Genomic DNA, 15464 nt, shown 5'->3' with positions numbered 1-15464 from the left:
AAGCCACGGACGCCCGGTCGTCCCTGAATCCCGGAACATCTCCCGTACGCTTGCCCCGCCAGCGGTGAGCGGTCCGCGAGGCGATCCCGGGGGAGCGGCCGAACGGCGCGTGGCCAATCGGGATTGTCGTGCCCGTGAGTGGGTCTCGTCCGACGTCGACGGTCAACATGAAGCCGACCCGGCAGGAATCACCTCGTGCACATCCCCCTCAGACGACTCCGTGTCCGGCCAGTTCGCCGCCACGGAAGGCCTCAGCGGCCACCCGGGACGCGTGTCTGCGTCCCGGACAGTTGCCCGGCGCGGAGCGGTTGACACCGACTCGGCCCGGGCCCAGAAAGGACACCCGTGACCTCGACGGAAACCCACTCCACACCTCCGCAGGGGGCTGCACTGGCGGCCATGCGTCTGGCAGACCTCAAGTCTCTCGCCCAGCAGATGGGCCTCAAGGGCCTGTCAGGTAAGCGCAAGAGCGATCTGGTGGCGATGATCGACTCCGCCAGTGGTGGGCGGCCCCAGGCCGCCGCCAAGTCATCGCCCGCCCAGTCCTCGCCCGCCCAGACTCCCACCCAGTCCTTGCCCGCCCAGACTCCCGCCGAGGCCACGCCGGCCGCGGCTGCGGACACCGCCCCCCGGCAGGACGGCCAGGAGGCCGCGGACGGGCAGAAGACCGGTGCCGGACGGAGGGCCGGGGGGGGTCAGAGGGCCGGGGGACAGGCGAAGAACGCTGATCAGGGGGCTCGCCGCGACGAGGGCCAGGACCAGCAGGAGTCCCAGAACCAGGGTGCCCGGCAGCGACGGGGCGGCCAGAACCGCGACGAGCAGCAGTCGGGTCGCCAGGACCAGGGTCAGCAGGGCGGTCGCGGTCGCGACCACCAGTCGGGGGACCAGCAGCAGTCCGATCACCAGGGTCGGGGTCAGCAGGGTCGCGACAACCAGGGTCGCGACAACCAGGGTCGAGACAACCAGGGCGGGCGCGGTCGCGGTCGCGACCAGCAGGGCGGCGATTCCGGGAACCCTCGTAACCAGGGCAACCAGGGCAACCAGGGCGGAGACAGCGGCCCGCGGGGCGACGGTCAGAACCGAGACGACGACGACGGGGGCGGCCGCGGTCGTCGAAGCCGCCGGCGGCGCGAGCGCAACCGCGGTGGGGGCGGCGGCCGACCGCAGGAGGGCGAGACCGAGGTGCGGGACGACGACGTCCTCCAGCCGGTCGCGGGCATTCTCGACGTCCTGGACAACTACGCGTTCGTCCGTACCTCCGGCTACCTCGCGGGGTCGAACGACGTCTACGTCTCGATGAACATGATCCGCAAGTACGGACTGCGTCGCGGCGACGCGATCACGGGCGCGGTCAAGATGCCTCGGGACGGTCAGGGCGACGCCCAGAACGACGGGTCCGGCGGGGGTCAGGGCGGCGGTCGCGGCGGCGGTCAAGGGGGGAAGAACAGGGCGAAGTTCAACCCGTTGGCCCGGATCGACTCGGTCAACGGGGGACCGCCGGAGGACGCGCGCAACCGCCCGGAGTTCGGCAAGCTCACGCCGCTCTACCCCAACCAGCGTCTGCGTCTCGAGACCGAGAAGAACGTCCTCTCGACCCGGGTGATCGATCTGATCATGCCCATCGGCAAGGGCCAGCGGGCGCTCATCGTCTCCCCGCCCAAGGCGGGCAAGACCACGATCCTGCAGAACATCGCGAACTCGATCGCGATCAACAACCCCGAGTGTCATCTCATGGTCGTGCTCGTCGACGAGCGACCCGAGGAGGTGACCGATATGCAGCGCTCGGTCAACGGCGAGGTCATCGCCTCGACCTTCGACCGCCCGCCGTCGGACCACACCCAGGTCGCGGAGCTCGCGATCGAACGCGCCAAGCGACTGGTGGAGATGGGGCAGGACGTCGTGGTCCTCCTCGATTCCATCACCCGGTTGGGTCGCGCCTACAACAACTCCTCACCCGCCTCGGGACGCATCCTGTCCGGCGGTGTCGACTCCACCGCGCTCTATCCGCCCAAGCGGTTCCTGGGAGCGGCACGCAACATCGAGAACGGTGGTTCCCTGACCATCATCTCCACCGCGATGGTCGAGACGGGGTCCGCCGGTGACACGGTGATCTTCGAGGAGTTCAAGGGCACCGGCAACGCGGAGCTCAAGCTGGACCGGCGCATCGCGGAGCGGCGCGTCTTCCCGGCTGTCGACGTGGGGCCCTCGGGCACCCGCAAGGAGGAGCTCCTGATGACGCCGGAGGAGGCCGGTGTCATGCACAAACTGCGGAGAGTGCTGTCCGGGCTCGACTCGCACCAGGCGATCGACCTGCTGATGTCGCAGCTGCGCAAGACCAACACCAACTACGAGTTCCTCCTGCAGGTGGCCAAGACGACTCCGACCCTGCCCCAGGACGAGGAGTGACGCAGGCCCCGGGGCGTTCGCCGTCCTCCATCGACGACGTCCTCTCGGAGTACGGGGGTCTCGAGGCGCAGCTGTCCGACCCGGCGCTCCACGAGGACCCGGTGGCCGCGCGCAGGGTGGGCAAGCGATTCGCCGAGCTGACTCCCGTGGTGCAGTGTCACCGTGCTCTGGAGTCCACCCGGGGCGACCTGTACGCCGCGCGTGAGCTGGCCGGCGACGACTCGTCGTTCGCCGAGGAGGCCGATCGGTTGGCGGAGGAGGTCACGAGGCTGGAGTCGCGGTTGGCCGACCTGTTGGCACCGCGGGACCCCCACGACGCGGATGACGTGGTCATGGAGATCAAGTCCGGTGAAGGCGGGGAGGAGTCGGCGCTGTTCGCGGCAGACCTGGCCCGCATGTACACGCGGTACGCGGAGAAGCACGGCTGGGTGGTCGAGGTCCTCGGGGTGACCGAGTCCGATCTGGGCGGGTACAAGGACGCCTCGTTCTCGATCAGGTCTCGTCACCCCTCGAGGGACGGTGTGTGGTCCCGCCTGAAATTCGAGGGCGGAGTGCACCGCGTCCAACGGGTACCGGTCACCGAGTCGCAGGGCCGGGTCCACACGTCGGCCGCCGGGGTGCTCGTCTTCCCCGAGCCCGAGGACGTGGGGCCGGTCGAGATCGACGAGTCGGACCTGAGGATCGACGTGTACCGCTCGTCGGGAAAGGGCGGCCAGGGGGTCAACACCACCGATTCGGCGGTGCGGATCACGCACCTGCCCACCGGCACTGTCGTCACGTGTCAGAACGAACGAAGTCAACTGCAGAACAAGCAGCGCGCGCTGGAGGTGCTCGCCGCCCGGCTCCAGGCCGCCGCCGAGGAGGCCGCGAGCGCCGAGGCCTCCGAGGGGCGGTCCAGCCAGATCCGCACCGTCGACCGGTCGGAGCGCATTCGCACCTACAACTTTCCCGAGAACCGGATCGCCGATCACCGGGTCGGGTTCAAGGCGCACAATCTCGACGCCGTCCTCGACGGTGACCTCGACGCGGTCCTCGACGCACTGGCGGTCGAGGACCGCCGCAGACGCATGGAAGACGCCTAGGCGGTGCCTTCGCGCCCCGTGCCGGCGACCGCGGTCGTGAGGTCGGCCGCGCACGACCTGCGGGCCGCCGGTGTCGACTCCGCCGTCGTGGAGGCGCAGCTGATCTGCGCGCATGTGCTCGGAATCACCCGCTCCGCACTCCCGTTGGCCGACGCGGTGGACGCCTCCGGACTCGCGGAGATCGACCGGTTGGTCGCCGCCCGCATCGCCGATCGCACCCCGATCCAGTACCTCCTCGGGCGGGCCGTGTCGGGCCGTCTGGACCTCGCGGTGGGGCCCGGTGTCTTCATCCCCAGACCTGAGACCGAGCTGTTGGTGGAGGACACGCTGGCCGCGCTCCCCGCCCCGGGCGACGGACCGGGCCCTGTCGTGGTGGACCTCTGTGCCGGTAGCGGAACGCTGGCCCTCGAGATCGCCCATGCCCGTCCCGATGCGCGGGTCCACGCCGTGGAGCTGCACGATCAGGCTCTGGAATGGCTGCGGCGCAACGCCGCCGAGCGGGCGGCCGCGGGGGACACGCCACTCATGGTGCACTCCGGGGACGCGACGGACCCCGGCATCCTGCCGGGACTACGGGGTCGGGTCGACGCGGTGGTGTCCAACCCGCCGTACATCCCGCGGACCGACGACCTCCCCGCGGAGGTCCTCGGGCACGAGCCGGCGACCGCGCTGTTCGGGGGAGCCGACGGCCTCGCCGTCATCACTCCGCTCGTCGGTGTAGCGGCCGGGCTCCTGGCGCCGGGGGGCCACCTCGCCGTGGAGCACGACGAGGAGACCGGCGCCGCCGTCGCGGCGGTGGTCGAGGCGCAGGGATGCTTCGGTACCGTGGAGCAGCACACCGACCTCGCCGGACGTCCGCGGTTCGTCACCGCGACCAGACTCGACGATCATGACAGCGATCGTGACGACGATCCTGACGGCGATCCTGACAACGACGACGAGCTCGACCCGACAGTCCGGAAGGGGACCACCCGGTGACCATCACCTACGACTGCACCGAGGACACCGGTCGAGAGGTCGGCCTCAGTTCCGCGGCCGGGGCACTGCGTGCGGGCCGGCTCGTCGTGACCCCCACGGACACCCTCTACGGCATCGCGGCCGACGCCTTCGACCCGGATGCGGTCACCCTGCTGCTCTCCGCCAAGCGGCGCGGACCGGACATGCCCGTGCCCGTCCTGGTCGGTTCCTGGGAGACCATCGACGGCCTGGTCGTCAGCACACCCGCGACGGCGCGAGACCTCATCCGGGCGTTCTGGCCCGGCGGCCTGAGCCTGATCGTGCACCAGGCACCGTCCCTCAACTGGAACCTGGGACACACGCAGGGCACGGTGATGCTCCGGATGCCGCTGCATCCCGTCGCCATCGAGCTGCTCCGCGAGGTCGGGCCGCTCGCCGTCTCCAGCGCCAACGTCTCCGGGCAGCCCCCGGCGACCACGGTCGCGGAGGCCCGTGAGCAGCTGGGGGACTCGGTCGCCGTCTACCTCGACGGCGGCCCGTGCTCGGTCGGCCAACCCTCGACGATCGTCGACCTCACGGGACCGGCGCCCCGGATCGTGCGGGAGGGGGCCGTGAGCGCAGAGCGCGTCGGGGAGGTCCTGAACACCGACGCCGCGTCTCTGCGCGGCTGACCGGGGTGATCTGGGCGTGGGCATAGGGGTTCCGTTCCGCGAGCTCCTGCTCATCGCGGTCACGGCGGGCCTGGTCACGTTCGTCGTCACAGGTCTGGTCAGGGGGGTCGCACCGGCGATCGGGGGACTGGCCTACCCGCGCGACAGAGACGTGCACGTGGTGCCGACGCCCCGCCTCGGCGGGGTCGGCATCTTCACCGGGATGCTGGTCGCCGTCTACCTGTCCGCGCAGCTCCCCGCTCTCAACCGGGCGTTCCCGCCGTTCGCCCCGGACGTCGAGGCGACGATCATCGCGGGCGGAGTGATCGTGCTGGTGGGCATCGTCGACGACATCCTCGGCCTCGGAGCGGTCACGAAGCTCGCAGGTCAGGCGGCGGCGGCGGGCGTCCTGGTGGCGATGGGCGTGTCCTGGAACCTGGTGTACATCCCCTTCGGGGACGGAAACATCCTGGTGCTGGATCAGCTCCAGGCGGGTCTGCTCACCGTCGTCTTCACACTGACCATCGTCAACGCGATGAACTTCGTCGACGGTCTGGACGGCCTCGCCGCCGGGCTCGGTGCCATCGCGGCCACCGCGATCTGCGTCTTCTCCGTCGGGATCATGCTCGACCAGGGGGGCACGGTCGGCGCGTACCCCCCGGCCCTGGTCACGGCGGTCCTCGCCGGCGCGTTGCTGGGCTTTTTGCCGCACAACTTCCAACCTGCCCGGATCTTCATGGGGGACTCGGGGTCGATGCTGATCGGCCTGGTCCTCGCGGCGGCCTCCACCAGCGCGTCCGGAAAGATCTCCCAGAGCCTGTACGGGCCGCAGGAGATGATCGTCCTGCTCTCGCCGATGATCGTCGTCGCGGCGGCCATGTTCGTCCCGATGCTCGACCTCGTGATGGCGGTGGTCCGTCGGGTGGGCGCCGGCCGCAGCCCGTTCGCCCCCGACAAGATGCATCTCCATCACCGTCTGCTGGATCTGGGTCACTCCCATCGGCGGGTCGCCCTCGTCATCTACGCGTGGGTCTCGCTCATCGCGTTCGGTGCCGTCGGCGCGACCATGCTCCCGACCGAGGTGATCGTCCCGCTCGCCGCCGCCGGGCTCATCTCGGTCCTGGCCGCCACGCTGGTGCCGCGGTTGCGGAGTTCGCGCGGCGAACGCGGAACCGTCGACCCCGGGGGCTCGGGTTAGGCTGCTGGTCATGACGGACACTCCCGCGACACCCGCGCAGCCCGCCGACAGCCCCCACACCGCAGGTCTCCGCAAGGCGGTCCGGTTCGGCGCTCTGGCGCTGGCCGTGCTCGCCGTGTTCAGTGCCGCGGCCTGGACCGCGATCGACGGGACCCCCGGGTTGTGGGGCACGCTGATGGGAGCCGCCGTGGGCGGGGCGTTCGTGCTCACCACGGCGATCGTGGTCATCTCCACGGCGCACTCGGCTCCGCAGACGACCGCGGCCGTCGTCCTGGGGACCTGGCTGGTCAAACTCCTCGCGGCGATGGGTATCGTCGCCGTGCTCTCGAGGTTCGACTTCTACTCGCGCCCCGCCTTCGCAGTCACGGTCATCGCCGCGCTGATCGTGGTGCTGGCGGTGGAGACGTGGGCCATCCTCAAGACCCGTGCGCCCTACGTGGAGCCCGCGGCCACGTGACGGGTCCCCCTGTGTCCCCGTGCCGAGACCAGGATGTTATTCTCATCGACGGTGAGACGAGCACGTCACCGGGCTGCTTCACGGCCCGAGGCGTTCGCGCGGAATCCCAAAATGGCCGCGATCACCGGGCCACTCGTACCGAACGCGCTCGGGCGCATGTCGCCCAACACGACCAGGGGAGAACACACTGAGTACCACGCTTCTGGCCTTCAAGGGCGAGTTTCATCCCCCGAACATCGACTATGAGTTCTTCCCTTCCCAGCAGTGGTTGACCGGTTTCGCCGGTGACGCGTTCGTCCTCGACCGGCTCATGATCATCCGGTTGCTCATGACGGTGGTGCTGCTGGGCTTCTTCGTGATCGCCATGCGGAACCCCAAGCTGGTCCCGCGCGGGGTCCAGAACTTCGCCGAGATCTGCCTGGACTTCGTCCGGGTCCACATCGCGGAGGAGATCCTGGGCAAGGAGCAGGGGCGCCGTTTCCTGCCGGTCATCGCGACGATCTTCTTCGCGGTCTTCGCGATGAACCTCCCGACGATCATCCCGGGGCTCAACATCTCGCCCAACGCCAGGATCGGCTTCCCGCTGATGCTCGCGGTCCTGGGCTACGTGACCTTCATCTACGCGGGGTCCAAGAGGTACGGCTTCGCCAAGTTCATCAAGGCGAGTGTGGTGATCCCGGGTCTTCCCCCGGCGCTGCACATCCTGGTGGTGCCGATCGAGTTGGTGTCGACGTTCATCCTCCGTCCGGCCACGCTGACCATTCGTCTCATGGCCAACATGCTGGCGGGGCACCTGATCATCGTCCTGCTGTTCAGTGCCACGAACTTCTTCTTCTGGCAGCTGAACGGCTGGTCGCTGCTGGCGGTGGGCACCTCGTTGCTCTCGGTCGCCTTCACGCTGTTCAAGCTGCTGGTCCTCTTCCTCCAGGCCTACATCTTCGCGCTGCTGGTCTCGGTGTACATCGACCTCGCACTCCACGCGGAGAGCCACTAGACCCCGGGCCCCCGGGCCCGGCACGACCATCCCGTCTACCCGACACATCACGTCCGACCGGTGCGGAGAAGCCCGCACCGGCCATCTGAAAGGGAACTCCCATGGACATCGTCACTCTCGCCCAGGCCGCCGAGACCGTCACCGTGAACGAGGGCTTCGGTGCCATCGGCTACGGCCTCGCCGCCATCGGCCCCGGCATCGGCATCGGCATCCTCGTCGGCAAGACCGTCGAGGGCATGGCCCGCCAGCCCGAGATGGCCGGCACCCTCCGTACCACGATGTTCCTCGGTATCGCCTTCACCGAGGCACTCGCCCTGATCGGTATCGTCGCCGGCTTCCTGTTCTGATCGACGACCACCGACCTCGTAGGGACGCACCATGAACAACGTCATCGCCATCTTGGCGGCCGAGGGTGGAGAATCACTCCCCCTGGAGGACAGCCCCAACCCGCTGATTCCTCCGCTGTATGACATCGTCTGGTCGCTCATCCCGCTCGCCGTCATCCTGTGGCTCTTCTGGAAGTTCATCCTCCCGAAGTTTCAGCAGGTCCTCGACGAGCGCTCCGAGCGCATCGAAGGCGGTCTGCGTCGTGCCGAGCAGACCCAGGCCGAGGCGAAGGAGGAGTTGGCCAAGTACAAGGCCCAACTCGCCGAGGCGCGCAGCGAAGCGGCCAAGATCCGCGACGACGCGCGTGCACAGGGTCAGCAGATCCTCGCGGACATGAAGTCCGAGGCACAGGCGGAGAGCGACCGCATCATCGCCTCCGGCGAGCAGCAGCTCGCCGCTCAGCGGCAGCAGATCATCGCCGAGCTCCGCAGCGACCTCGGTCGTCAGTCCGTGGATCTCGCCGAGCGGCTCATGGGTGAGCAGCTGTCGGATCCGGTCCGGCGCTCGGGCACCATCGATCGCTTTCTGGCGGACCTCGACCGGGTCCCCGGCGCGGGCAGGAACTAAGGGAAGTGGAGCCGATGCACGCAGCGAGTCGCGAAGCGCTCGACCATACCCGGAGCGCTCTGGAGCAGACCCTGGCGGCGAACCCGGCCGGGGGAGCGACAGGGGCGAAGGTGGGCCAGGAACTCTTCGAGGTCGTGGGCGTCCTCGAGGACAACCGCGCTCTCCGGGTGTCCGTGGCCGACACCGCGGCCCCGGTGGAGGCCCGACAGGACCTGGTCCGTGGGGTGTTCGGGTGGAAGGTCGACCAGGCGACCCTGGACCTTCTCCTCGCTGCGGTGTCCCAGGACTGGTCCACCCCTCGTGAGCTGCGGGAGGGTCTGGTCCTCCTGGGCCGCGAGGCGCTCCTGCGCTCGGCCGACCAGCAGGGCCAGCTCCAGACCGTCGAGGACGAGCTGTTCCGGCTCGGGCGGATCGTCGCCGGGGATCCCCAGTTCGAGCAGCTGCTGGCTGATCGGACCGCCGACGTGGGAGCCAGGCGCGGCCTGCTCGCCGAGGTGCTGTACGGCAAGGTCACCGCGGTCACCGAAGCTCTGGCCTCCCAGGCGGTGGCTCGGCCGTCGGGTATGCCGGCGGACGACATCATGGCGGTCTCGGTCCAGGCCGCGGAGTTGCGTGGCCGGTCCGTCGCCGTGGTGACCAGCGCGGAGCCGCTGACCGGACAGCAGTCGGATGATCTCCGGGCCCGACTGGCGTCGTTGTACGGGCGGGAGATCGCCATCCACAACGACGTCGACCAGTCCCTCCTGGGCGGCGTCGTCGTCCGGGTCGGCGACGAGATCATCGACGGTAGCGTGGCAGGACGGCTCGACGCGATGCGTCGGTCCCTCCGCTGACCTGCCGGGCCGGCACAAGACGAGCTGCGACTCGGCCGTGTTCCAGCGGTAGTGGCTCACGTAAACACCCATAAAGCACATCCCGACTTTGAGAGCAGGAATGACATGGCGGAGTTGACGATCTCCTCCGAAGAGATCCGCAGCGCGATTGCGAACTACACCTCGACCGTTTCGACCGACGCGACGAAGGAGGAGGTCGGCGTCGTCGTCGACACCGGTGACGGCATCGCGCACATCAGCGGCCTCCCCTCGGCGATGGCCAACGAGCTGCTGGAGTTCCCCGGCGGGATCCTCGGTGTCGCACTGAACCTCGAGGACCGGGAGATCGGCGCGGTCATCCTCGGCAACTTCGACGAGATCGCTCAGGGACAGGAGGTACGTCGCACCGGGGACGTCCTCTCCGTCCCCGTCGGCGACGGCTTCCTCGGCCGCGTGGTCAACCCGCTCGGCAAGCCCATCGACGGCCGTGGCGAGATCGAGTCCGCGGGTACCCGCGCTCTCGAGCTGCAGGCGCCGTCCGTCCTGGAGCGTCAGCCCGTCGAGGAGCCGATGCAGACCGGCATCAAGGCCATCGACGCCATGACCCCGATCGGCCGCGGACAGCGTCAGCTGATCATCGGCGACCGTAAGACCGGCAAGACCGCGGTCTGCATCGACGCGATCCTTAACCAGAAGGCCAACTGGGAGTCGGGCGACAAGAGCAAGCAGCTCCGGTGCATCTACGTCGCGATCGGCCAGAAGGGCTCGACCATCGCGGGCGTCAAGGCCACGCTCGAGGAGCACGGCGCGATGGAGTACACCACCATCGTCGCGGCCCCCGCCTCCGACTCCGCCGGCTTCAAGTGGCTCGCCCCCTTCACCGGCTCGGCCATCGGCCAGCACTGGATGTACGAGGGTGCGCACGTCCTGGTGGTGTTCGACGACCTGTCCAAGCAGGCCGACGCCTACCGCGCCATCTCGCTGCTGCTGCGCCGCCCGCCGGGTCGCGAGGCCTACCCGGGTGACGTCTTCTACCTGCACTCCCGTCTCCTCGAGCGCTGCGCCAAGCTCTCCGACGACATGGGCGGGGGATCGCTGACCGGCCTGCCGATCATCGAGACCAAGGCCAACGACGTCTCCGCGTTCATCCCGACCAACGTCATCTCCATCACCGACGGCCAGGTCTTCCTCGAGTCCGACCTGTTCAACCGCGGTGTGCGCCCCGCCGTCAACGTCGGTATCTCCGTCTCCCGAGTCGGCGGCGCCGCCCAGACCAAGGGCATGAAGAAGGTCTCCGGGTCACTGCGTCTCGACCTGGCCGCGTACCGCGACCTCGAGTCGTTCGCGACCTTCGCCTCCGACCTCGACGCCGCGTCCAAGGCGCAGCTCGAGCGTGGTCAGCGTCTGGTCGAGATCCTCAAGCAGGACCAGAGCTCCCCGGTGGCCGTCGAGGACCAGATCGTCTCGATCTACCTCGCCGGCGAGGGTTTCTACGACACGGTCCCCGTCGAGGACGTCCGTCGGTTCGAGGGCGAGCTGCTCGAGAGCCTGCGGCACTCCGCCGCCGACGTCTACAGCCAGATCGACGGCGGCGCCGCTCTGTCCGAGGAGTCCAAGGCGACTCTCGAGGCCAAGACCAATGAGTTCAAGGAGGGCTTCGTCGCCTCCGACGGCTCCCGCGTGGTCAACGAGCCCGAAGCCGAGGCCCTCTCGGAGGACGAGATCGACCGTGAGACCCTCACGCTCACCAAGAAGAAGAAGGCCTGAGGCCTCGAGATGACAGCCATCCGATTCAAGGCCGAGAGGAGAGTGATCTGAAGTAATGGCGAACATGCGTGAACTGCGCGACCGGATCAAGTCCGTCAACTCGACCAAGAAGATCACCAAGGCCCAGGAGCTGATCGCCACCTCGCAGATCTCCAAGGCCCAGGCGAGGGTCGAGGCCGCTCAGCCCTTCGCCGATCAGATCACCGCCATCCTGACCGATCTCGCCAGCGCGTCGTCGGTCCAGCACAGGATGCTCAACGAGCCGGAGGACGCCACACGCTCCGCCGTGCTGGTGGTGACGTCCGACCGCGGGATGTGCGGTGGATACAACCACAACGTCCTCAAGGAGGCCGCCGAGCTCATCGCGTTCCTGGAGGAGGCCGGCCGCGAGGTCGACATCTACGTGCTGGGCAACAAGGGCATCGTGTATTACACGTTCCGCGAGGTCGAACTGGCGGGTTCGTGGCACGGGCACTCCCAGAAGCCGGACTACCAGGAGGCCCGTCCGGCCTTCCAGCTCCTGTCCGCCGCCTTCGCGGCTGGGGGCGAGGCGACGTTCGACGCGTCGGAGTACCTCGGCAGCGACTACTCCGGCGACACCACCCGCAAGGGCGTCGACGAGGTCCACATCGTCTACACCCAGTTCAAGTCGATGCTCACGCAGACCCCGCGTGCACGGCGTCTGGCCCCGATCGAGACCCGTGTCGAGGTCGAGGAGCTGGACCTGGGCGAGGACATGCTGGACACGTCCAAGACGGACTTCAAGCCCGAGGTCACCTTCGAGCCCGACGCGGACACCCTCCTCGACAATCTCCTCCCGAGGTACATGTCGACGCGGGCGTTCGCGTCGCTGCTCGAGTCGGCGGCGTCGGAGTCGGCCGCGCGACGCACGGCCATGAAGTCCGCGACGGACAACGCGACCGAACTGGTGGAAGGCCTGAGCCGCGAGGCCAACCAGGCCCGCCAGGCACAGATCACCCAGGAAATCAGCGAGATTGTCGGTGGCGCTGGTGCGCTCGCCGCTAGCGCAGGAAGTGACTAAGCAATGACCACAGCTGTTACCGATCAGAGCACGACGGGCACGGCCGGTCTCACCGGTCGGGTCGCCCGCGTCCTGGGTGCGGTCGTCGACGTGGAGTTCCCGCGCGGCGCCCTCCCGGCACTCTTCAACGCCCTGACCACAGAGATCACCCTCGAGGCCGTGGCCAAGACCGTGACCTTCGAGGTCGCCCAGCACCTCGGCGACAACATGGTCCGCTGCATCTCCATGCAGTCGACCGACGGGCTCGTCCGTGGCGCGGAGGTCGTCGACTCGGGTAAGCCGATCTCGGTCCCCGTGGGCGACGTCGTCAAGGGCCACGTCTTCAACGCCCTCGGCGACTGCCTCGACGCGCCCGGCACCGGCCGGGACGGTGAGCAGTGGGGTATCCACCGTGAGCCGCCCGCCTTCGACCAGCTCGAGGGCAAGACCGAGATCCTCGAGACCGGCGTGAAGGTCATCGACCTCCTCACCCCGTACGTCAAGGGTGGCAAGATCGGCCTGTTCGGTGGTGCCGGCGTCGGCAAGACCGTGCTGATCCAGGAGATGATCACCCGTATCGCCCGCGAGTTCTCCGGCACCTCGGTGTTCGCCGGCGTCGGTGAGCGCACCCGTGAGGGCACCGACCTCTTCCTCGAGATGGAGGAGATGGGCGTCCTCCAGGACACCGCGTTGGTGTTCGGCCAGATGGACGAGCCGCCGGGGACGCGTATGCGCGTCGCCCTCTCGGCGCTGACCATGGCCGAGTACTTCCGCGACGTTCAGGGCCAGGACGTCCTGCTGTTCGTGGACAACATCTTCCGCTTCACGCAGGCCGGCTCCGAGGTCTCGACCCTGCTCGGCCGCATGCCGTCCGCCGTCGGTTACCAGCCGACCCTCGCGGACGAGATGGGCATGCTGCAGGAGCGGATCACCTCGACGCGTGGCCGGTCGATCACCTCGCTGCAGGCGATCTACGTCCCCGCGGACGACTACACCGACCCCGCGCCGGCGACCACCTTCGCCCACCTCGACGCGACCACCGAGCTCTCCCGCTCGATCGCCTCGAAGGGCATCTACCCGGCCGTCGACCCGCTCACCTCGACCTCCCGCATCCTCGAGCCGGGCATCGTGGGGGAGGAGCACTACCGGGTGGCGCAGAACGTCATCCAGATCCTGCAGAAGTACAAGGAACTCCAGGACATCATCGCCATCCTGGGCATGGACGAGCTCTCCGAGGAGGACAAGGTCACCGTTCAGCGTGCCCGTCGCCTCGAGCGCTTCCTCGGCCAGAACTTCCTGGTCGCCGAGAAGTTCACCGGCCAGGTCGGTTCGGTCGTGCCGCTGTCGGACACCATCGAGGCGTTCGACAAGCTGTGCAAGGGCGAGCTGGACCATCTCCCGGAGCAGGCGTTCAACGGTATCGGTGGTCTGGACGACGTCGAGGCGGCCGCCAAGAAGCTCTCGGGGAAGTGACCGCTGACCATGGCTGACATCGAGGTCGAGTTCGTCACGGTCGAGCGCCGCTTCTGGTCCGGTACCGCCACCATGGTGGTCGCCAAGACCACCGAGGGCGAGATCGGTATCCAGTCCGGGCACGAGCCGCTGCTCGGCGAGCTGGATGCCGGCGGCACCGTGACGGTCTACACGGACGAGGGCAAGAAGGTCGCCGCGGTGCAGGGCGGATTCCTCTCCGTGACGGCGAACAAGGTCAGCATCCTCGGCGAGACCGCGGAGTGGGCGGAGTCCATCGACCGGGCCGAGGCCGAGCGCGCACTGTCCGAGGCAGGGGACGACCAGCAGGCGGCCGCCGCCGCCCGCGGTCGTCTCCGGGCGGTCGAGAAGGCCGGCAGCTAGCGGTACGATACGGTCCTCCCGTGACCTGACGGCCGCGGCCACCGGAAGGGGTTGGGTAGATGGCGATCACCGGGATCATTCTCGGTGTCGTCGTGCTGCTCGTCCTGGCCCCGGTGGCCGCGGCCGTGGTGTATCGCCTGGTGGTCGTCCGCAGGAACGCCACCTCGGTCCTCGTCAGGCGGGACGGTGAGGACTCCTGGCGCCACGGCGCCGTGAGGTATTCCGATACCGATCTGGCCTTCTACCGGTTGCTCAGCGTGAGGTTCGGTGCGGACGTCCGGTTGGACCGCCGGAGCCTCGAACTCGGCCCCCGGCGACAGCCGACCGGCCACGAGCTCGACATCGCGGAGTCGGGGGAGCTGATCGTGTCCTTCGCGGGTCGTGACCGCAGGCTCGGGATCAGAGAAGGCGAACTGTGTGTGGGCCCGGCAGAGCTGACCGCGCTGCTGGCGTGGGTGGAGGCCTGCTCCACCGATCAGATCCGCTCCGCCGACCAGTTCCGCTCCGCTGACCAATTCCGCTCCGCGGACCGCCGACGGCGGTGACGGTCTCGAGCACCGCGCTCGGCGACGACTGTCCGGAGGGCGGTCCCGCACACCCCGAATCGAGGAGGATCCGTGCGTCTCGTCGTCGCCACATGCCAGGTCGACTACGTCGGCCGTCTGTCGGCCCATCTCCCCATGGCACCCAGGCTGCTGGTGCTCAAGGCGGACGGGTCCGTCAGCGTGCACGCCGACGACCGCGCCTACAAGCCGCTCAACTGGATGACGCCACCCTGTTCGCTCGTTGAGCAGGAGCATCCGGAGGATCCTGCGCACCTGCTCTGGGTGGTGGAGAACAAGGCCGGGGAGCAACTCCGGATCACACTCGCCGAGGTCCACCACGACTCCCGTCACGAGCTGGGGGTGGACCCCGGCCTGGTCAAGGACGGGGTGGAGGCCCATCTCCAGGAACTGCTGGCCGAGCACCTGGAGACTCTCGGTCCCGGCTACACCCTGGTCCGCCGTGAGTACATGACGGCGATCGGGCCTGTGGACATCCTCGGCCGGGACGCCGATGGCGTGACCGTGGCGGTCGAGATCAAGCGCCGCGGTGAGATCGACGGCGTGGAACAGCTCACGCGCTATCTGGAACTGCTCAATCGCGACCCGTTGTTGTCCCCGGTGAGAGGGGTGTTCGCGGCGCAGGTCATCAAGCCGCAGGCCAGGACTCTCGCCGAGGACCGCGGCATCCGTTGCGTGACGCTCGACTACGACTCGCTTCGCGGCATCGAGTCGACGGACCTGCGGCTGTTCTGAGGTGAGGGGACCAG

The 15464-nt window shown here is 68.6% G+C and carries 16 protein-coding genes; all 16 read left to right on the top strand.

Translation table 11 applies throughout. The features are described from left to right. Positions 1 to 345 precede the first annotated feature (345 nt). The 16 genes from rho (at position 346) to nucS (ending at position 15450) form a co-directional block, all read left to right on the top strand. Complete coding sequence (gene rho / locus H483_RS30375; RefSeq protein ID WP_017837079.1) at positions 346 to 2406, top strand: transcription termination factor Rho; 2061 nt, start codon at positions 346 to 348, stop codon at positions 2404 to 2406. Next, positions 2403 to 3488, top strand: coding sequence for a peptide chain release factor 1 (gene prfA / locus H483_RS30370; RefSeq protein WP_017837078.1), 1086 nt, complete (start codon positions 2403 to 2405; stop codon positions 3486 to 3488). Before rho ends, prfA begins: the two co-directional genes overlap by 4 nt. Before the next feature lie 3 nt (positions 3489 to 3491). After that, on the top strand, positions 3492 to 4466 hold the full coding sequence (gene prmC / locus H483_RS30365; protein WP_152427955.1) for a peptide chain release factor N(5)-glutamine methyltransferase: 975 nt from the start codon (positions 3492 to 3494) through the stop codon (positions 4464 to 4466). After that, complete coding sequence (locus H483_RS30360) at positions 4463 to 5116, top strand: L-threonylcarbamoyladenylate synthase (RefSeq protein WP_017837076.1); 654 nt, start codon at positions 4463 to 4465, stop codon at positions 5114 to 5116. Before prmC ends, H483_RS30360 begins: the two co-directional genes overlap by 4 nt. A 16-nt stretch (positions 5117 to 5132) precedes the next feature. Then, complete coding sequence (locus H483_RS30355) at positions 5133 to 6293, top strand: glycosyltransferase family 4 protein (RefSeq protein WP_017837075.1); 1161 nt, start codon at positions 5133 to 5135, stop codon at positions 6291 to 6293. 10 nt (positions 6294 to 6303) lie between these two features. After that, complete coding sequence (locus H483_RS30350) at positions 6304 to 6750, top strand: hypothetical protein (protein WP_017837074.1); 447 nt, start codon at positions 6304 to 6306, stop codon at positions 6748 to 6750. A 268-nt stretch (positions 6751 to 7018) separates the two neighbouring features. Further along, positions 7019 to 7744, top strand: a complete 726-nt coding sequence (gene atpB / locus H483_RS30345; RefSeq protein ID WP_017837073.1) for a F0F1 ATP synthase subunit A — start codon at positions 7019 to 7021, stop codon at positions 7742 to 7744. Positions 7745 to 7845: 101 nt separating this feature from the next. After that, positions 7846 to 8091, top strand: coding sequence for an ATP synthase F0 subunit C (locus H483_RS30340; protein WP_017837072.1), 246 nt, complete (start codon positions 7846 to 7848; stop codon positions 8089 to 8091). Positions 8092 to 8122: 31 nt separating this feature from the next. Beyond that, complete coding sequence (locus H483_RS30335) at positions 8123 to 8698, top strand: F0F1 ATP synthase subunit B (RefSeq protein WP_017837071.1); 576 nt, start codon at positions 8123 to 8125, stop codon at positions 8696 to 8698. A gap of 14 nt (positions 8699 to 8712) precedes the next feature. Beyond that, a complete protein-coding gene (locus H483_RS30330) occupies positions 8713 to 9531 on the top strand; it encodes a F0F1 ATP synthase subunit delta (protein ID WP_031264910.1) in 819 nt (272 codons plus the stop codon). A 105-nt stretch (positions 9532 to 9636) separates the two neighbouring features. Continuing rightward, entirely contained in the window at positions 9637 to 11277 is a 1641-nt protein-coding gene (atpA, locus tag H483_RS30325) for a F0F1 ATP synthase subunit alpha (RefSeq protein WP_017837069.1), read from the top strand. A 55-nt stretch (positions 11278 to 11332) separates the two neighbouring features. Beyond that, positions 11333 to 12319, top strand: coding sequence for a F0F1 ATP synthase subunit gamma (locus H483_RS30320; RefSeq protein WP_017837068.1), 987 nt, complete (start codon positions 11333 to 11335; stop codon positions 12317 to 12319). 3 nt (positions 12320 to 12322) lie between these two features. Continuing rightward, a complete protein-coding gene (atpD, locus tag H483_RS30315; protein WP_017837067.1) occupies positions 12323 to 13771 on the top strand; it encodes a F0F1 ATP synthase subunit beta in 1449 nt (482 codons plus the stop codon). A gap of 9 nt (positions 13772 to 13780) precedes the next feature. Continuing rightward, positions 13781 to 14152, top strand: a complete 372-nt coding sequence (locus tag H483_RS30310) for a F0F1 ATP synthase subunit epsilon (protein WP_017837066.1) — start codon at positions 13781 to 13783, stop codon at positions 14150 to 14152. A 59-nt stretch (positions 14153 to 14211) separates the two neighbouring features. Continuing rightward, entirely contained in the window at positions 14212 to 14697 is a 486-nt protein-coding gene (locus H483_RS30305) for a DUF2550 family protein (RefSeq protein ID WP_017837065.1), read from the top strand. 72 nt (positions 14698 to 14769) lie between these two features. Further along, complete coding sequence (gene nucS / locus H483_RS30300; protein WP_017837064.1) at positions 14770 to 15450, top strand: endonuclease NucS; 681 nt, start codon at positions 14770 to 14772, stop codon at positions 15448 to 15450. Positions 15451 to 15464: the final 14 nt, after the last annotated feature.

Origin of the sequence: Dietzia sp. UCD-THP (genome assembly GCF_000349585.1) — a bacterium.
Taxonomy (GTDB): Bacteria; Actinomycetota; Actinomycetes; order Mycobacteriales; family Mycobacteriaceae; genus Dietzia; species Dietzia natronolimnaea_A.
Note: the sequence above shows the minus strand (reverse complement) of the source record. Positions and strands in the feature narration are given on the sequence as shown.